Raw genomic sequence first — 17,563 nt, 5'->3', positions numbered from 1 at the left:
TCCATATCTCATGAACAACTCAATCATCGATCCACACCTGCACCTGTTCAACCTGGAGCAGGGCCACCATCACTGGCTACGCGATCCCGGCGCGCCGAGCTGGCCCAACCTTGACCGTATCCGCCGATCTCACACCGAGGCAGATCTGCTGGCTGCTACCCCCTACCCACTGGCTGGACTGGTGCATATCGAGGCCGGTTTTGACAATGACCACCCGGTTCGTGAGCTGAGTTGGCTGCAACAGGCGATCACCCACACCCCCTATCGCGCTATCGCCTATGCCCGGATCGATCAACCCACCGCCGATTTTGCCGCCGCGATCCACGCTCTGCAGCAAACGGCTCTGGCCGGCATTCGAGATATTACCGAGGGTGAAGATGCCAGTCGGTTACGGGCACCGACAGTCGTACAGAATCTGGCGCACCTGGCTGATCAAGGGCTTATTTTTGAGGCGCAATTCAACTGGGATAATCTGGATGCCGCACAAGCGATTGCCGATTATGCCCACTCGATGCCATCACTGCGCCTGGTGTTGAATCATGCAGGCCTGCCACTGCAGCTTGAGGCCTGGCAACAAGGGTTGGGGTTGCTGCATCAATGCCTGAATACCCAGGTGAAATTTTCCGGCCTGGAGCTGATAACGGCACCTGTCTCGGCAGTCTGGCTGCTGCAGGCGCTGCTGGAGGGGTTTGGTGACAAGCGTGTCATGCTGGCGAGCAACTTTCCCGTTTGTCATATTACGCAGGATTATGCAGCCTTGTGGCAGGGATACAGACAGCTGGTTGCTGAACTGGCTGAAACGAGAGGGCTGAGCCCGAGCGAGCAGGCCGCACTCTGGCAGGCACTGAGTCATTCCAATGCCCGCCAGTGCTATGGGTTTACCTGATCTCGACTCGCGCAGAGCGCATCACAACTTCATCGTTCAGTTCAATACCGATCCCCGGCGCTTCAGAGACTTCGAAGAAGCCGTCCTTCGGCTGAGGGTCCTGAATGCACAGTTCACGGTTCCAGCTTTTGATCGCATAGGTGTGATGCTCATGGATCAGGAAGTTGGGAATCGCCGTTTCCAGATGCAGTGATGCAGCGGTTGCCACCGGGCCACCACAGACATGTGCCTGGATGCGTACATCAAAGATATCCGCGTAGTCACACACCTTTTTGGTTTCGGTGAAACCACCGCACAGGCCGATATCCGGCTGCAACACGTCGATGCTCTGGTCTTCCAGATAGGGGCGTACACCCCAACGGTTATACAGGCGCTCGCCACCGGCAATCGGTACCGCCACCTTGTCGGCCACCTTGGCATGCAGGGAGTGGTTCAGATAGTTGACCGGTTCTTCGTAATACATGCAGTCGAACTCACGGGCGATTTCGCCAATCTGGATCGCAGAAGTTGCGCCTGGCAGGCTGTGGCATTCGAAGATGATATCCACTTCATCGCCCACCGCATCGCGGATCGCCTGCATGCGGGCACGATAGAGCTTCATCTCACCACGCGAAATGATGTTGGTGCGATCGTAATAGGTGTTGCCATCCTTGTCGTACATGATCGGATCAACCTTGACCGCATCATAGCCCTCGGCAACCGCCTTCAGCGCAGCTTCGGCATACTGCTCCGGGTGTATCAGCGCCTTGAACTCGCTGTCCCAGTCAAACTGCAGCTGCGAGGCATAGGTGCGCAGCTTCGGTGTTACCTTGCCGCCAAGCAACTGATAAACCGGCACACCCAGCGCCTTGCCTTTGATATCCCACAGGGCAGTATCTATCGCGCTCATGGCAGAGTAGATCACCGGACCACCACCCAGCCCCCAGAAACTCTCGCGCAACATACGCGACCAGAGCCGTTCAGTCTGGAAGGGGTCATGCCCGATCAGAAAGGCCTCGGCCATCTCCTTGATCATGGCGGCTGCAGCACTATGGCCCAGGTCATAAGCCAGACCCGCCTCACCGACGCCACTGATCCCTTCATCGGTATGAATACGGACAAACACCGGCGTCCAGGCTGGACGCTCGGGGCAATAGATATCAAATACTTCAACGCGATTAACTTTCATGCTCACTCCTACTCTGCAAATCCTGGGTCCAACCGATGGGCCTTGCGCAGCATCGCAGGCCAGGCAAGCTGGCCGCCGGTACTACCGCTGTGCACCACATTGGCCTGGCGGAAAATATTGTCGATGATCGGCTGCGCGATGGGGAGCGCTTCCTGCCCACTGGCCTGGATCGCCAGTTGCACCTCGCAGGCACGCTGCAGATCGTAAAAACGCATAAAGGCATCCCCCACTGTCGGCCCCAGCGCCAAGCCACCGTGATTGACCAACAACATATGGTTGTGATGCCCGAGATCCGCTTGCAGACGCGCCTTCTCCTCGGGATTCACCGCCAGCCCTTCATACTGGTGATAGGCCAGTGAAGGCAGTGAGAATAGTGAGTACTGACTCAGCGGCTGTAGCCCGTTTTTCTGGGTCGCGACGGCGATCGTTTCTTTAGTGTGCAGATGGATCACGCAGTGTGCATCCGGCCGCACCTCATGGATCGCGCTATGAATGGTGAAGCCGGCCGGATTGATACTGAAGGGTGTGTCGTCAAGTATATTGCCCTGCAGATCGACCTTGACCAGATTCGAGGCAGTTACCTCGTCAAAGCTCAGGCCAAAGGCATTGACCAGATACTGATCTGTTCCCGGCAGACGTGCCGAGATATGGGTATAGATCAGATCTCCCCAACGGTGATGTTCCACCAGTCGGTAACAGGCGGCCAGATCCACGCGTAACTGCCATTCCGCGTCACTGACCTTACCGTGCAGATCCAGCTTGGGTAGTGCGTTCAAAATCTCCCCCCGGCAAATCGCTTGCCTGCATTAATGCTTATAGATGTCAGGCAGTCTATGTGAGATGTCAGAGGTGATCAATGGAGTCTGTTCATAAATGATGATCGACAAACGAGCTCATCAACGTAGCTAATAAACTGATCGCCGATATGCTTTTGCTATTTCAACCTGCGGCTATACTGGATTAGCCGAAGCAGTGCATTCGGCATGTCTTATATTCGATGAGGGTCTACAGATGAACTGGATCAACAAGAGTCTTTTCAACAAGCTCCTGGCGATTATTGTCGGTGGCTGTGCCTTGATCCTGATTGCCGGTGTATTCTACTTCTTTCAGGTCAATCAGGGTATTCAGCAGTATAACCAACTGATCAATCACGAGATCGCGACGGAGCGCGCCATCAACCAGATGTCGAATGAGTTCAAGACTCAGGTCCAGGAATGGAAAAACGTGCTGATCAGAGGTTCCAGACCTGATCAGCTTGAACGCTTCTGGAACAGTTTCCAGAAGCAGGAAGCACTGGTGCAGACGATGGGCCATGATCTGCTAAATATAATAGTTCAGGGCCCGGAAAAGGATCTGGTTCAGCAGTTTTTGCAAGCGCATGAGGCGATGGGTCACAGTTATCGACAAGGATATCAAAGCTTTGTTGCGAGCAACTTTGATCACACCGCAGGCGATCAGGCGGTGGCAGGCATAGACCGTGCTCCCACGCAGTTACTGAATCAGGCAGCGGAAGCACTGGCCGAGCAGGCTATGAATCAATCGGGCTTGATTCCGGAACAGGTTGAGCAGGCATCCATTCTATCGGCTATTTTATTGTTGTTTGCCATAACCCTGTTTGGTGTGGTGGCATTGCTGGTTGTGAACATGGCAATTGTCAGACCCAGTCGCAGTCTGATCAGTGCCATTGATGACTTGAGCCATGGACGACTCGACACGTCGATTACCATTCACAGGGCTGATGAACTGGGCGTACTGGCCGACGCCGCCAAACAGTTGCAGACCTTTCTGCAGCAGGTGGCCCGCGAAATGCGCCAGGCCTCCACAGACCTGAGTCAGTCCACCACGCAGCTCACATCAATTTCAGGCTCAATTATTGAGCATGCAGCCCAGACCAACGACAGCGCGTCACTGGTCGCCACTGCGATGGAGGAGATGGCCGCGGCTGCCAGCGAAGTATCCAGCCATGCACAGGATGCAGCAAGTCTTGCCCACAAGGCAGATGAAGCAGCGGTACATGGATTGAAGTCGATGCAGAAAGCACAGGTGTCACTGGAGCGTCTGGCCGGTCAGATCACCTCCTCCATGGCGATCGTCAACCAACTGGAGACAGATACCAACAATATCGGCGAAGTGGTTGGGGTGATCCGCAGCATTTCGGAGCAGACCAATCTGCTGGCTCTGAATGCGGCCATTGAAGCGGCCAGAGCCGGTGATCAGGGACGAGGGTTTGCCGTCGTAGCCGATGAAGTTCGCACCCTGGCCCTGCGCACTCAGACCTCTACCGAGCAGATACAGCAGATTATCGAAGCAGTGCAACGTGGCGCGAGTGAAACGGTTAATGTGATGCAGGCCTCTCACAGCATCTCCACTGAAAGTGTCGAAATATTCGAGGAAAGCTCGGGGCAGTTGCAGAATGTCAGCGAGATTATCGGCGAGATCAACCGCTTTAATGCTCAGGTCGCCACCGCTGCCGAAGAGCAGACCAGCGTCGCCGGTGATATTGCCCGCAACATTGCGCAGGTTTCGGATCAGACCAAGGAGACGGCTCACTCGGCACAACAGTTATCGGGTATCTCTGACCTTCTGCAATCCATGGGGCAGCGTAACCAGGAGCTGAGTGGTCGGTTTTCGGGAGTGAGTTAACAATAGAGTTGAGTTTGATGTAGCAAGAGCTTGATAAAACTTTTGACGGCTTCTGATTGTCGTAAAGGAAATCTTTCATAGCTTTTCTGGAGCAGGGCATATGATTAACGCAGGCAAAATTCTTGAACAGTTCCTCGGCAATACTGGCAATCAGAATTTCGGGCAGGGGCAATCCCCACTGTCTGGCTCTGCGTCGGGTCAGGGGCTCAATATTCCCGGCGGGAATTTTACCGGAGGAGCTGTTGCCGGTGGGCTACTGGGGCTACTGGTCGGCAGTAAGAAAGCGCGTAAGATGGCTGGTGGACTGGTCGGCTATGGTGGTGCGGCTGCAGCTGGCGCGCTCGCCTTTAAAGCTTACCAGAACTGGCAACAGGGCAAGCAGGTAACAACAGCTCCTATAGCAACTCAGGACGATCTGGCACAGGTTGACCCACGCTTTTTGCCATCAGCCGATAAAGCAGATTCAGGTAACTTTTCTCTGACTCTGATCACCTCCATGATTGCTGCCGCACATGCCGATGGTCATATCGATGCCAAAGAGCAAAGTATCATTTTTGATCACGTTGAAAAACTATCGCTGGATGCAGAAAGCAAGGCGTTTGTGTTTGATGCTCTGAGACAGCCACCGAGCCTTGAATCTATCGCTTCAGGTATACAGGGTGTGGAGCAGGCATCTGAGGTTTATCTGGTATCTCGTCTGGTTGCAGATGGTGATCATCCTGCCGAACGGGTTTACCTTCAGGCATTGGCCCATCGGCTTAATCTGCCAGCAGACCTCGTGGCACACCTGGACCATCAGATTACGGGAGAGTAATGACTTTATAAACAATCGGCTGTGGTTAAGAAAATGCAGTCTTACCCACAGCCGTTGATTATACGATGAGTCAGTTGATATCAGGCAGCTGGCACCGCCGCAACCACGGAGATTTCAACCAACAACTCCGGGCTGGCCATACTGGCCTGAACACAGGCGCGTGCCGGTGCATGGCCTGCGGGCACCCAGTTGTCCCAGACGTCGTTCATCTCACTGAAGTGTGCCATATCTTTAAGGTAGATAGTGGCAGAAAGCATATGCTCACGGCTGCTGCCGACTGACTCCAGAAGGGCATCGACCTTGGCGAGCATGGTCTGGGTCTGACCTGTGATATCAGCATGACGATCCTCTGCCACCTGACCGCACAGGTAAACAGTGTTGTTGTGAACGACGGCGCGGCTCATTCGTGTGCCGATTTCATGGCGCTGAATGGTCATGGGTATCTCCTTGCAAAATAGGTATCAAAAATCGCCTGCATCAATCGATGCACGCCAGGGCTGTTATGGTAAAGGCCTGAGCACGAAACCGAAAGGTGAAATCTGGATTTGTGACTGCTGTTGAGAAAAGACAGAGTAAGTATGTGGGAGATGCCAATCAGGCTTGTGGCTGATGAGGCAGAAAAAATGGCCAGAGATGGCGATAACCACCTCTGGCCCAGATGAAGAAGATTGTTCTGCTATTCGTGCTCTGCTATTCGTGATCAACTACTGACGCGCAGCACCCCCTCTTCCATCAGCAGTTTCAAAACAGCATCGGCACCCTCGGCTGCCGTAATATCTTTGAGCACCTGGCCGCCGCTGCCTTCAGACTTAGCCGCTGCCGCCTTGAAACGATCCCGGGCCGAAGTGGCCTTGATGATCTTGAGACGTTTCGGGCGTTTACGGGCGGGTTGAACCTCCCAGCCCTCCTGCTCGGTATCCATCTGCACCGGCGCATCGACCTCTGCCAACTGACCACGGCGGGCCGGGCCGAAGGCCGACTGGCGAGCCACGGGCGCCGCACTATCAATCGTCAACAGCGCTGGCAACTTCACCCGCAGGCGACGACGCTGACCACGGGGCAATGCCTGCAACACCGTAGCACTGCTGCCATCCACTGACTCGATTGCAGCCAGGCCACTGATCAACGGCCAGCCAAGTTTTTCGGCCAGCAGATAGGGCAGCAGGCCTGAGCCTTCGCCGGCTTCGGCGCGTGAACCGCACAGAATCAGTTTGGGTCCCAACTGACGCAGATGTTTCTCCAGCGCCGGTAGCACATCCGCCTGTTTCGGCTGTTGAATCAGCGTCATCTGCTGTGGCCCCATGCCCAGATAGCTGCGCAACGCCGGTTCACTCTCATCATTCAGGCGTCCGGCATGAATCAGTTGTGCATCAGCCTGCGGCAGGGCGAGCGCCATCTCCAGTGCACGGGCATCCTGTTCGGCACGACGGCCACGCCCGGTCAGAGGATGACTGCCAACCGACAGCAACACGGCCACCTTGATAGCGGTCTTGTCGGCGGATGACCTAGGGGTACTAAGCAACATCTCGATTCTCCTGCTTCAGTCCATCCACACGTTTGACCAGCTCGGACAGTATCTCGCCTGAATCACCGATCACGGCCAGGTCAGCACGCTTGATCATGTCGCAGCCTGGGTCCATGTTGATCGCGATCACCTTATCGCAGCTCTGAATACCCTGCAGATGCTGGATCGCACCCGAAATACCCACCGCCATATAAACGCGTGCCGTCACCCAGGTGCCAGTCGCACCAACCTGACGATCACGCGCCATAAAGCCATCGTCCACGGCAACACGCGAGGCTCCCTCGGTGGCGCCCAGCACACGTGCCGCCTGATGGAAGCCATCCCAGTCACGCACCCCGTTACCACCCGACAGGATGAACTCGGCCTCGCTGAGGGCGACACTGGCTGGATCGACCGCTACAGCGCCCAGATCCTCAATACGTACCAGTTGCTCTGGCAGAGGCTGCTGCAACTGGATAGCTTGCGCCTCATGACGTGTATCGCTGACCGGCTCGCCGCACTCAGCCAGTGCCAACAGCACACGCGGCAGATCACGGGTGATATCCTTACGGCCTGCAGCCCCTCGGCCAGTACAACGCGGTGTTTCACTCTCCAGATCCACCTGCCACACCTGCGTGGCTGCCCGCTCACCGATACGTACCGACAGACGCCGACCGAGATCGCCGCCACCCAGACTGGAGTCCGGGAACAGCCAGTAACGCGGTTTCAGCTCGCGTTCGGCAGCGCTGAGAATCGCAATGCGATACTCAGGGGAGTAACCCTCCAGTGCGGCATCACTGAGGTGCAGCAATCGGTCGATACCCGCCTCGCCCCAGCTGTCCTCTTTCAGTTCACCGAACACAATCGCCACGACGGCGCCCTGGGCACTGGCATTTTTATCAGCCATCTGCCGAGCCAGACCCAGCAGATCACGATCATGCGCCGACAGACGGCCACCAGCCATATCCGGTACCACCACAATATGAAAGGCAGGCTCGGCAATCAGCACTGCTGTGCGTGTGTCCTGCGCAGCAGTACTGCGCGCCTGCACCTGACCCGGCGCACCCTGAACACCACTGCGGTCGATACGCTTGATGCCAGCAGGGCCGATAAAGCCAACCCGGTGCGGGTCCTTGCGCATCACGCCATTCGGTCCCATCCACTGAGCGGGCTGTGCATCACCCATCCCCAGTTCAGCCAGCACGCTGGCATGCTCCGGATGCAGACGGTTACGCGCAATCCACGCTTTACGCGGGTCTCGCCGAATAATGTCACTCATGCCAGCGCCTCCTCAACCTGCGGCTTTTTTGCCGTGGCATCCACGGCGTCAGCCTGTTCAATCAGTGCATCAGCAACCAACTCGGCGATATCGCGGATCTCGGGCCGTGGCTCCACGACACCTTCCAGCATCGCGGTACACTGTGGGCAACCCACAGCGACCAGCTCGGCACCCGTCTCACGGATATCTTCCATGCGCATATCGGGGATACGTTGTTTGCCGGGAATATCCGTGATCGGCGCACCGCCACCGCCACCACAGCAGCGTGAACGGAAACCGGAGCGTTCCATCTCCGCCACCTCGATACCCAGGGCTCTGAGTACGGCACGTGGTGCTTCATATTCACCGTTGTAGCGCCCCAGATAGCAGGGATCATGATAGGTGACCTTGCCGCCTTTCCAACCGCGCAGATTGAGCTTTTTATCCTCATGAAGCTTGCCGATGAAGGTGGTGTGATGATGAACGACATACTCGCCACCCAGCTCACCATACTCATTCTTCAACACATGGAAACTGTGCGGATCACAGGTAACGATACTGCGGAAGCTATACTTCGCCAGCGTGGCGATATTGCGCCGCGCCAGGCTCTGGAAGGTCGCTTCATCGCCCAACCGACGCGCCACATCACCACTGTCACGCTCTTCATTACCGAGCACAGCAAAGTTGATACCTGCCGCGCGCAGCACCTTGACGAAAGCGCGCAACGTGCGCTGGTTGCGCATATCGAAGGCGCCGTCACCGAGCCACAGCAGCACGTCAGTGCGCTTCACTTCAGCCAGCACTGGCAGGTTGAGATCGGCGGCCCAGTTCATGCGCGCCGTCGGAGCAAACCCACCGGGGTTGTCGGTAGCGATCAGATTATCGATCACCTCGGCACCCTTGTTCGGCGTTTCACCACGTTCCAACGTCAGGAAGCGGCGCATATCGACGATGGCATCGACATGTTCGATCATCATCGGACACTCTTCGACACAAGCGCGACAAGTAGTGCAGGACCAGAGCGTCTCGGCATCGACCAGCGCCTTGCCCTCGCGTGCCACGATCGGGCTGTGTGCATCACCCTGATGTTCACCTACCGGCTTGCCGGGATAGGGAGAGCCGGCATAGTGTGCGTCGCTGCCACCCGCCAGACCGACCACCATATCCTGAATCAGTTTTTTCGGGTTAAGCGGCTGACCTGCCGCAAACGCCGGGCAGACTGCTTCACAGCGGCCACACTGCACGCAGGCATCAAAACCCAGTAACTGGTTCCAGGTGAAATCAGCCGGTTTTTCAACCCCGAGTGTCGCGTTTGGATCGTCCAGATTCAGTGGTTTGAGCCCAGTGGAGCGGCCTCCACCAAAACGTTCGGCGCGACGATGCCAGGCCAGATGCAGTGCACCGGCAAAGGCGTGCTTCATCGGCCCGCCCCAGGTCATGCCGAAGAACATTTCACCCAACCCCCAGACCACCAGCGCTACGAGTAGCAGCGCCAGCACCCAGCCACCGAATCCGTGCGGCAGAATACCAGCCGCCGGCAGGGTGATCAGGAAGAACGCCAGCGAAAATGCCATCAGGCTTTTCGGCAAACGCATCCAGGGCCCTTTGGACAGGCGTGATGGCGGATTGACTCGCCGTTTGGCGACAAACAATGCACCCACAAACATGGAGGTGGTCGCGGCCAGCAGCGCCCAGGCCAGGATACGGCTTTCCAGCTGCAGCCCGTGCACCAGTATCGCCAACACGGCCGCGGCGACAAAGCCACCCGCCGTGGCAACGTGTGTATTGGAGATATAGCTATCACGCCCAACCACATGGTGCAGATCCACCAGGTAGCGGCGTGGCATTGCAGCCAGACCCGCCAGCAGCGATACCGGCGAAGGCCGGCCCTGACGCCACAGGCTGATGCGGCGCACTGCGCCGACCACCGCCAGCGCCAGCGCTGCAAATATCAGTACAGGTAAGATTATATTGAGCATAAGCACACTCTAATCAGAAATCCTTGCACAAACGCAGCGCATCATAGATCGCGGCATGAGTATTTCGCGGAGCCGTACAGTCACCGATCCGGAACAGCAGGAAGCTGTCACCCTCAGTCGACTCGCTCAGGCTCGGCTGAGGCTTGATCGCATAGAGCGACTCTAGATCGATCTGCCCCTTGTTCAGTGACTGATGCTTCAGCGCGTAGTAGAGCGCTTCATCCGGACGCACGCCGTTCTCGACCACTACCTGGTCAACAACACGTTCCTCCATCTGACCGGTGTACTCGTTTTCCAGCACGGCCACCAGTTGATCACCTTCGCGATAGACTTTGTGAAGTGCCAGATCAGAGGTCAGGATCACCTCTTTGGCATACAGGCTGCGATAGTAGGTCGGGAAGGTAGTGCCACCCACGGCCGCACCTGGCTTGATATCATCAGTTACCAGCTCAACCTTAGCGCCCTTCTCGGACAGGTAATCCGCAACCGACATACCGGTGAATTCGCAGATGGTGTCGTAGATCAGTACATTCTTGCCTGGCTCAACCTTGCCATCCAGCACATCCCAGCTGCTGACTATCAAGCCTTCGTCGGCACCCCACTCTGGCATCTGCTGAACGAACGGCTTGCCACCGACCGCCAGCACCACGATATCCGGACGCAGATCCTTGATCGTCGGCTCATCGGCATAGGTACCCAGACGCAGATCCACTTTCAGGCGTGCCAATTCCAACTGATACCAGCGGGTGATGCCGGCAATCTGATCGCGCTGTGGAGCCTTGGACGCCGTGGTAATCTGGCCACCCAACTGATCCTTGCCTTCAAACAGTGTGACATCATGACCACGCTCGGCAGCAACACGCGCCGCTTCCATACCGGCTGGGCCACCACCAACCACAACAACCTTACGTTTGATCCCTTCGGTTTTCTCAATGATATGCGGCACACCCATGTGCTCACGCGAAGTTGCAGCGTTCTGAATACAGAGCACATCCAACCCCTGATACTGGCGGTCGATGCAGTAGTTGGCACCCACACACTGACGGATCTGATCGATCTGACCCATCTTGATCTTGGCAATAATGTGCGGATCAGCGATATGCGCACGCGTCATACCGACCAGATCGACATAGCCCCCTTCAAGGATACGCTGTGCCTGATTCGGATCCTTGATGTTCTGAGCATGAATGACAGGAATCTTGACCACTTCCTTGATGCCCGCAGCCAGATGCAGGAAAGGCTCCGGCGGGAAGGACATGTTCGGAATCACGTTAGCCAGCGTGTTATGTGTATCGCAGCCAGAGCCGATCACGCCAAAGAAATCGAGCAGGCCGGTGGCGTCATAATAGGCTGCGATCTGCTTCATATCGTCGTGTGTCAGACCATCCGGATGGAACTCATCGCCACAGATACGCATACCCACGGCAAAGTCACGCCCCACTTCAGCACGCACCGCTTTCAATACTTCCATACCGAAGCGCATGCGGTTCTCGAAACTGCCACCCCACTCATCGGTACGCTTGTTGACTCGCGGACTCCAGAACTGGTCGATCATGTGCTGGTGCACTGCGGATAGCTCGACACCATCCAGACCACCCTCTTTGGCACGACGTGCCGCTTGAGCGAAGTCACCGATAACGCGCCAGATTTCCTCCTCCTCAATCGTCTTGCAGGTGGAGCGATGCACCGGCTCGCGGATACCGGAGGGTGACATCAGGGTGGACCAGTCATAGCCATCCCAGCGTGAACGACGACCCATATGGGTGATCTGAATCATGATCTTGCCGCCATGCTTGTGCACGGCATCGGCCAGATTCTGGAAGTGCGGGATGATCCGGTCAGTAGAAAGATTGACCGAGCTCCACCAGCCCTGAGGGCTGTCGATGGAGACAACAGAGGAGCCACCGCAGATGCACAGACCGCACCCGCCCTTGGCTTTCTCTTCATAATATTTAACGTAGCGATCCGTCGTCATGCCACCATCGGTAGCATACACCTCGGCATGTGCGGTACTGACCACGCGGTTACGGATCGTCAGGTTACCGATCTGGATCGGCTGGAAAATGGCATCAAACTGGGACATGACTCACTCCTACTCTCAGATCAGAGGACGGGTAACGAAGTAACCGACATCGCAGCCCTCTTCGGCGCCGCTCTGGGTCTGTTCCGCAACGGTGCGCAGTGAACTGCCCTGCGCTTCCAGGATCTGATCCATTGCACCGGCAAACCAGCCGGTGAACATATATTCAATTTTGCGGTTCACCTTGCCATAGTGATACACGAACGCTGAGTGCTCCAGACGCACCTTGCAGGTCCCTGCGGCCAGATCGATCTCTTCGGTGATGAACTTGCCCCAGCCACGCTGCGACAGGCGCTTCATGTAGTGCTCAAACACGTCAACACCCGACAGGCCATGCAGCTCAGCCTCTTTTTCACACCAGTGCCAGGCGCTCTTGTAACCTGCCTTGTACAGGATCTGCGCGTAACGCTCAGGGCCCAGCTCCTCTTCAATTGCCTGGTGGTTGTTGATGAAGAAATGCCGGGGAACATACAGCATCGGCAGGGCGTCAGATGTCCATACGCCGGTTTCGGAATCAACTTCGATGGGAAGTTCAGGAGCGATTTTTGCCACGGTGATCACCTATAAAAAGCATTTTTTATTAAATGTATTATTCAGCAGTAACTATCCAGCGGGAGTGATCACTCGCCCCAGACATCTTTCAGAACACGGACCCAGTTCTCACCCATGATCTTGCGTACCTGAGATTCACTCATGCCTCGCTTGAGCAGGGTTTCGGTGAGGTTGGGGAATTCACCGACGGTACGGATACCCAGTGGGTTAACGATCTTGCCGAAACGGGTCAGACGACGTGCATAGCCCTTGTCGTGGGTCAGCCACTCGAAGAAATCCTGGCCATGTCCCTGAGTGAAGTCCGTACCGATACCGATCGCATCTTCACCGACAATATTCATCACATATTCGATCGCTTCGGCGTAGTCGTCGATGGTGGAGTCGATCCCTTTCTTCAGGAAGGGCGCGAACATGGTCACACCGACAAAACCACCATGATCAGCAATGAACTTCAGCTCTTCGTCGGATTTGTTACGCGGATGCTCTTTCAGACCGGATGGCAGGCAGTGGGAGTAGCACACAGGTTTCTGCGATTCCAGAATCACCTCTTCGGAGGTTTTGGAGCCAACATGGGACAGGTCACACATGATACCGACACGGTTCATCTCAGCGACCACTTCACGCCCGAAACCGGACAGACCACCATCACGCTCGTAGCAGCCGGTGCCAACCAGGTTCTGGGTGTTGTAGCACATCTGTACGATACCGACGCCGAGTTCCTTGAACACCTCGATATAGCCCAGTTGATCCTCAAACGCATGAGCGTTCTGAAAACCAAACAGAATACCGGTCTTGCCTTCATCCTTGGCGCGCTGGATATCGGCAGTGGTGCGCACTGGAATCACCAGATCACTGTTATCGCGGATCAGCTTCTTGCTGGCGGCGATGTTATTCACAGTCGCCTGGAACCCCTCCCAGACAGATACGGTGCAGTTTGCCGCCGTCAGGCCGCCTTTGCGCATATCTTCGAACAGTTCACGGTTCCACTTCGCAATGATCAGACCATCGATGACGATGGCATCTTGGTGCAGTTCGGCAGGTGTCATGATGACTCTCCAGGGTAACGGGCATTATCAGTTTCAATGCTCGCAGAATAGCCCTGTACCTGCTGAAGAGGTCTCTTGAATGCGACGGGAATAATTCTGAAAACGTCAGGACTGTCGTATTAGCGACTATTCCGTCAGATCGAATCCATACGTCATCAGGATCTGACGATATTCATCGGATGGCATGAACTGTCTGAGTTGCTCCGAGTAGTCACGCGCCAATGCTTCGGCATCCGGCAGTACTCTGGAGAAGGCGAAGAAATTAGGGCCTATATCGATAGGCGTATTCAGAAAGACTATCTCATCTTCCAGCCCTTCCAGTTCAGCCACCATCATGATGGCCGGCTTGTTTCCCACCGCCACATCTATCCCCCCGACGATCAGCGTACGAATCAGGTGGCGCTCATCCGGTACAAGGTGTTTTTTCAGTTGCTGATGGTTATCGTACTGCTCGCCATGCGCATACCCCCTCACATGCCCAAACAGTCTGTCTTCCAGATCATCAAGGCTGGATAACAGATCGATATTGCTGTTACTGCGCACAAACAGATGGCTGGACTCATTGAGGTGCGGGGTCTCGGTGTATACCACTTTACTCTCACGCTCAGGTGTCCTGAAATAGAGAATCATCATATCCAGATCACCGAACTCAAGCGCATTCTGCACCCGCGCCCAGGGATAGCGCACATAGACAAGCTGATGACCCAGTTGAGCGGCAATCTGTTCGGCAATCTCTACCGCTGCACCTTTGAACTGGCCGTTTTCCTTGAAGTAGAAAGGGGGGTAATCCAACTCACCCAGACCCACTCGGAGTTCGCGGGCAAACACCTGTGAAGAGCAGGATATAAAAATCAGCAGACAGAGCAGTAGTAACCGAGCTTTCAAAAACACAACTACCCTCCATACTGACCGGAATGAGCTGCATGATTCTGATGCTCAGTCATCCTGTCTGGTATGGAACGGCATCCGGCGTATGAATCAGATCAAGCAAAACGACAATACAGTTAGCATATAAGCTGTATGGGTATCTGTCTATCAGCATCCTGTGGTAATCCATTGCATATCCTGATGCAAACACCTTGTCATGATCGGCTGATAGAATATAGAATGCTGATGCTAATGATTTACATTAAGTTAATTGACAAGGATATCTCATGAAAAAACTCCTGATCTCCACTCTGGCTGCAACCTCAATTTTTGTTTCCGGCGCACTGCTGGCCGACAACCGTATCGATCATTTCGAAGCCCTGCCATCCAACACACTGGAAGAAGCGGTTAAAAACTTCAGCGAGTACAACCAGAAGCTGGCAGCCGTTCTGGCCGGTGACATCGATGACCAGGCGATGACCGACATTCACCAGCTGACCTACACCCTGGAGAATGCACTGGAGAAGATTCACGAAGAGGTAACGGCTCTGGTGGACACACTGGAAGAGCTGCATATTGCATCTGAGACCTACCAGCCGGAAGCCGTCAAGGAACACGGTGCCGCCTACATGGAAGTTGCGAGCAAGATCGCGCACTGATCCGCACTACCCTGCCATAACAAGTCAGGCATGACTCTTCGAGCATGCCTGAATATCAGATCTCAACGACAGCTCTCGCTGGCCGCTTAGCAGGCCGGACGACCAGGCCAGGAATAAGCCACCTGCGCCTGCTCAACAGACTCAATCGAAATGGGTACTGCAAATCGCTTCAATCCAGGGCGAAGCGTTAGATATATCATTGTACAGGGCATAAATTTTGTCCTGTACATTGTCTATCTCCAATAAAAGCTCTACCTGGTACTGGCGGCACACTTCATCGGCGATCATGGTCGGTGCTGCAAACACACCCATGCCATGCGACCCGAAAATCTTGATCAGAGCACTGTCATCAATCTCTGCACCGATACGCATATGAATGTTGCGTTTGGCCAACCAGGCGATCAGTCGCTCAAAATACACGGCGTTACGCGCATTCGCTAACAGCACCGCACCTTGCAGGCTATCCGGAAGCCCTTTATCTCTCAGCTTCCTGGCGATATCAGGCGCTGCAAACAGGCTGATGCCTGAGCTGATCAGCTCTTTAATCTGGAATGAGGTAACATCATCGATCACTTTAAGCCGGTCGGTAATCAAGAGATCAAGCTTGTGGGTACGCAGTTCATTGAGTTGCCGTTCTGTTTCGCCGGTTTTACAGATCAAATGGAGTTGTGGCGTTTTGACATAGGCGGGTTGGATCAAGTTGTACACGATCAGCTTGTGTATGGAAGAGGACACACCGACACGAAAAATATTGCGTTCGATCAACTGGCTGGTGTTCAGAAAGTGCGATAGCTCATCAGCAATGGAAAACATGGAATCGGTGTAGTCAAACACCTGCTGCCCAAAGGGTGTTAGTTGAAGTTTTCGCCCTTCGCGTTTGAAGAGTAAATGACCAAAATCAGATTCCAGCTGTGACAGCTGCCCACTTAACGTTTGTGGCGCCAGCGTCAGAATCTCACTGGCAGCTGCAATCGAGCCTTCCCTGGCAATGGTCCTGAAATAATGTAGATGCTTGTAGTTGATCTTTTTATCCAAAGAGTTCTTCCTTAAGCTACTGCAGAGAGACAGACTGGCTCTTCACGAACCACCCTTTCCGGCACTCTGAATAGATGAACGGCTTTAGAATCGAAAGGATTAAAAGCTGAGCTCACGTATTCGAATGCCAGGGGTACCGGCTGATTATTCTCAACCACTTTCAAAAAGCAGCGCTCAGTGGGTAGATCAGCACGCAAAGGCTCCTCTATCCAAACCACTATTGAATGATTGAAGCTGAACTCAGCTTTCAAAATTCTGTAACCTTCCTTCAGAATCAGCTCATTCACGGCTTTATGTGCATCCAGCAAGACTTGTCTGATTGTTTTCATGGGACACCTCCAGTGCTTGGTTGACAGTTCATTTATAGCACTGGAGTCTTATCGAAAAAACAGGATAGTTGATATTTATAGATCGGTTTTTTCGATGTTTTCGGTAATGGGTAACTTTGCAGAGTCTGAGCGATGCCCCATGCTTTTAGCCGCATATACACCAGTGAGAATAACCAGTGATATTGAGGCACCAAAATACAGGGTTTCAAGCGTAGCACCAATTTCAACAGCTTGTTCAAGAAAAAGCACCACCATGATTACCATGGCAACCTGAATCAAGGTGATTTTTAGATCATGAAAGTCATTGATTTTAAGAGCCGAGAGAAGACCTGACCCAGAAGAGCTCGACCCGCTGATAAACAAGCGATATAGCCCGACCGCAATAATTTGAAAGGTAACAGCGATGAGAAGGGTATCCAATATTTTGAGCAACTGAACCGCCAGCCTCTTACCCCCATCGGCACTCGCCGGCACTCTCTCAAAAAAATTCAGCACGACATTAAAAATAACATTCAAGCTTGAAACATAGAGCAAGATCGCTGAAATCGAGCAAATAATGACAATGAACAGTACTAAGAAGCGGCTTGAGTTGAGGACTTTTTCCATATCAAACATCCACTCTGCAGTTCAGTCACTATAGTGAGCACAGCTCTATCTGCTGATCTCTTTTATCCAGCTTTTTCATGTACTACGCATGAAATCACACGTCAGTTTATCTTGCTCCATGTAACGCTGACTTATAT

The 17,563-nt window shown here is 54.4% G+C and carries 17 protein-coding genes; 4 read left to right on the top strand and 13 right to left on the bottom strand.

The annotated features are described in order from the left end of the window. The first annotated feature begins 10 nt into the window (after positions 1 to 10). Positions 11 to 886 carry an amidohydrolase family protein gene (locus tag F7R27_RS01225; RefSeq protein ID WP_151702404.1) on the top strand — a complete coding sequence of 292 codons (876 nt, stop codon included), beginning with the start codon at positions 11 to 13 and terminating at the stop codon, positions 884 to 886. On the opposite strand, the gene F7R27_RS01220 is transcribed toward F7R27_RS01225, so the two are convergent. Both F7R27_RS01220 and F7R27_RS01215 read right to left on the bottom strand, forming a co-directional pair. Then, positions 879 to 2,054, bottom strand: a complete 1,176-nt coding sequence (locus F7R27_RS01220) for a mandelate racemase/muconate lactonizing enzyme family protein (protein ID WP_151702403.1) — start codon at positions 2,052 to 2,054, stop codon at positions 879 to 881. The two genes, F7R27_RS01225 and F7R27_RS01220, sit on opposite strands and share 8 nt — an antisense overlap. 8 nt (positions 2,055 to 2,062) lie before the next feature. Then, the gene (locus F7R27_RS01215; protein ID WP_151702402.1) at positions 2,063 to 2,830 is read right to left on the bottom strand and encodes a class II aldolase/adducin family protein; all 768 of its coding nucleotides are present in this window, start codon (positions 2,828 to 2,830) and stop codon (positions 2,063 to 2,065) included. A 235-nt stretch (positions 2,831 to 3,065) separates the two neighbouring features. Here F7R27_RS01215 and F7R27_RS01210 point away from each other — a divergent pair, with 235 nt between their 5' ends. Together F7R27_RS01210 and F7R27_RS01205 are read left to right on the top strand one after the other, a co-directional pair. Then, positions 3,066 to 4,697: a methyl-accepting chemotaxis protein gene (locus F7R27_RS01210; RefSeq protein ID WP_151702401.1), complete on the top strand. Its 1,632-nt coding sequence runs from the start codon at positions 3,066 to 3,068 to the stop codon at positions 4,695 to 4,697. Between the two features lie 100 nt (positions 4,698 to 4,797). Continuing rightward, a complete protein-coding gene (locus F7R27_RS01205; RefSeq protein WP_151702400.1) occupies positions 4,798 to 5,511 on the top strand; it encodes a tellurite resistance TerB family protein in 714 nt (237 codons plus the stop codon). An 80-nt stretch (positions 5,512 to 5,591) separates the two neighbouring features. On the opposite strand, the gene F7R27_RS01200 is transcribed toward F7R27_RS01205, so the two are convergent. The 8 genes from F7R27_RS01200 to F7R27_RS01165 form a co-directional block, all read right to left on the bottom strand. Further along, positions 5,592 to 5,948, bottom strand: a complete 357-nt coding sequence (locus tag F7R27_RS01200) for a RidA family protein (protein ID WP_151702399.1) — start codon at positions 5,946 to 5,948, stop codon at positions 5,592 to 5,594. Positions 5,949 to 6,211: 263 nt separating this feature from the next. Next, positions 6,212 to 7,036 carry an electron transfer flavoprotein subunit beta gene (etfB, locus tag F7R27_RS01195; RefSeq protein WP_151702398.1) on the bottom strand — a complete coding sequence of 275 codons (825 nt, stop codon included), beginning with the start codon at positions 7,034 to 7,036 and terminating at the stop codon, positions 6,212 to 6,214. Then, complete coding sequence (etfA, locus tag F7R27_RS01190) at positions 7,026 to 8,294, bottom strand: electron transfer flavoprotein subunit alpha (RefSeq protein WP_151702397.1); 1,269 nt, start codon at positions 8,292 to 8,294, stop codon at positions 7,026 to 7,028. Before etfA ends, etfB begins: the two co-directional genes overlap by 11 nt. Next, positions 8,291 to 10,252, bottom strand: coding sequence for a (Fe-S)-binding protein (locus F7R27_RS01185; RefSeq protein ID WP_151702396.1), 1,962 nt, complete (start codon positions 10,250 to 10,252; stop codon positions 8,291 to 8,293). The genes etfA and F7R27_RS01185 overlap by 4 nt, the downstream gene beginning before the upstream one ends. Positions 10,253 to 10,265: 13 nt before the next feature. Then, positions 10,266 to 12,335 carry a dimethylglycine demethylation protein DgcA gene (gene dgcA / locus F7R27_RS01180; RefSeq protein ID WP_151702395.1) on the bottom strand — a complete coding sequence of 690 codons (2,070 nt, stop codon included), beginning with the start codon at positions 12,333 to 12,335 and terminating at the stop codon, positions 10,266 to 10,268. Positions 12,336 to 12,350: 15 nt separating this feature from the next. After that, on the bottom strand, positions 12,351 to 12,884 hold the full coding sequence (locus F7R27_RS01175; protein WP_151702394.1) for a DUF5943 domain-containing protein: 534 nt from the start codon (positions 12,882 to 12,884) through the stop codon (positions 12,351 to 12,353). A 68-nt stretch (positions 12,885 to 12,952) separates the two neighbouring features. After that, positions 12,953 to 13,930 (bottom strand): dipeptidase, encoded by a 978-nt coding sequence (locus F7R27_RS01170; RefSeq protein WP_151702393.1) that lies wholly within the window; start codon positions 13,928 to 13,930, stop codon positions 12,953 to 12,955. A gap of 126 nt (positions 13,931 to 14,056) precedes the next feature. Continuing rightward, positions 14,057 to 14,821, bottom strand: coding sequence for a substrate-binding periplasmic protein (locus F7R27_RS01165; protein ID WP_151702392.1), 765 nt, complete (start codon positions 14,819 to 14,821; stop codon positions 14,057 to 14,059). Between the two features lie 263 nt (positions 14,822 to 15,084). On the opposite strand from F7R27_RS01165, the gene F7R27_RS01160 reads away from it, so the two are divergent. Further along, entirely contained in the window at positions 15,085 to 15,456 is a 372-nt protein-coding gene (locus F7R27_RS01160) for a DUF6746 family protein (RefSeq protein ID WP_151702391.1), read from the top strand. Between the two features lie 141 nt (positions 15,457 to 15,597). Here F7R27_RS01160 and F7R27_RS01155 read toward each other — a convergent pair whose 3' ends face one another. The 3 genes from F7R27_RS01155 to F7R27_RS01145 all read right to left on the bottom strand — a co-directional run bounded on the left by F7R27_RS01155 (position 15,598) and on the right by F7R27_RS01145 (position 17,426). Beyond that, on the bottom strand, positions 15,598 to 16,491 hold the full coding sequence (locus F7R27_RS01155; protein WP_151702390.1) for a LysR substrate-binding domain-containing protein: 894 nt from the start codon (positions 16,489 to 16,491) through the stop codon (positions 15,598 to 15,600). A gap of 11 nt (positions 16,492 to 16,502) precedes the next feature. Then, positions 16,503 to 16,820 (bottom strand): DUF7352 domain-containing protein, encoded by a 318-nt coding sequence (locus F7R27_RS01150; RefSeq protein WP_151702389.1) that lies wholly within the window; start codon positions 16,818 to 16,820, stop codon positions 16,503 to 16,505. Positions 16,821 to 16,895: 75 nt separating this feature from the next. Continuing rightward, positions 16,896 to 17,426 (bottom strand): YqhA family protein, encoded by a 531-nt coding sequence (locus F7R27_RS01145; protein ID WP_151702388.1) that lies wholly within the window; start codon positions 17,424 to 17,426, stop codon positions 16,896 to 16,898. Between the last annotated feature and the right edge of the window lie 137 nt (positions 17,427 to 17,563).

This window comes from Nitrincola alkalilacustris (genome assembly GCF_008973755.1).
GTDB classification, from domain to species: Bacteria; Pseudomonadota; Gammaproteobacteria; order Pseudomonadales; family Balneatricaceae; genus Nitrincola; species Nitrincola alkalilacustris.
The sequence above is the reverse complement of the archived record's forward strand: the minus strand, read 5'-3'. Positions and strand labels throughout refer to the sequence as shown.

What these genes read in the sequence shown, in the direction of transcription:
- F7R27_RS01225 (WP_151702404.1), top strand. Translation starts at nt 11, where the DNA reads ATGAACAACTCAATCATCGATCCACACCTGCACCTGTTCAACCTGGAG.
- F7R27_RS01220 (WP_151702403.1), bottom strand. Translation starts at nt 2,054, where the DNA reads ATGAAAGTTAATCGCGTTGAAGTATTTGATATCTATTGCCCCGAGCGT.
- F7R27_RS01210 (WP_151702401.1), top strand. Translation starts at nt 3,066, where the DNA reads ATGAACTGGATCAACAAGAGTCTTTTCAACAAGCTCCTGGCGATTATT.
- F7R27_RS01205 (WP_151702400.1), top strand. Translation starts at nt 4,798, where the DNA reads ATGATTAACGCAGGCAAAATTCTTGAACAGTTCCTCGGCAATACTGGC.
- F7R27_RS01200 (WP_151702399.1), bottom strand. Translation starts at nt 5,948, where the DNA reads ATGACCATTCAGCGCCATGAAATCGGCACACGAATGAGCCGCGCCGTC.
- etfB (WP_151702398.1), bottom strand. Translation starts at nt 7,036, where the DNA reads ATGTTGCTTAGTACCCCTAGGTCATCCGCCGACAAGACCGCTATCAAG.
- etfA (WP_151702397.1), bottom strand. Translation starts at nt 8,294, where the DNA reads ATGAGTGACATTATTCGGCGAGACCCGCGTAAAGCGTGGATTGCGCGT.
- F7R27_RS01185 (WP_151702396.1), bottom strand. Translation starts at nt 10,252, where the DNA reads ATGCTCAATATAATCTTACCTGTACTGATATTTGCAGCGCTGGCGCTG.
- dgcA (WP_151702395.1), bottom strand. Translation starts at nt 12,335, where the DNA reads ATGTCCCAGTTTGATGCCATTTTCCAGCCGATCCAGATCGGTAACCTG.
- F7R27_RS01170 (WP_151702393.1), bottom strand. Translation starts at nt 13,930, where the DNA reads ATGACACCTGCCGAACTGCACCAAGATGCCATCGTCATCGATGGTCTG.
- F7R27_RS01160 (WP_151702391.1), top strand. Translation starts at nt 15,085, where the DNA reads ATGAAAAAACTCCTGATCTCCACTCTGGCTGCAACCTCAATTTTTGTT.
- F7R27_RS01150 (WP_151702389.1), bottom strand. Translation starts at nt 16,820, where the DNA reads ATGAAAACAATCAGACAAGTCTTGCTGGATGCACATAAAGCCGTGAAT.
- F7R27_RS01145 (WP_151702388.1), bottom strand. Translation starts at nt 17,426, where the DNA reads ATGGAAAAAGTCCTCAACTCAAGCCGCTTCTTAGTACTGTTCATTGTC.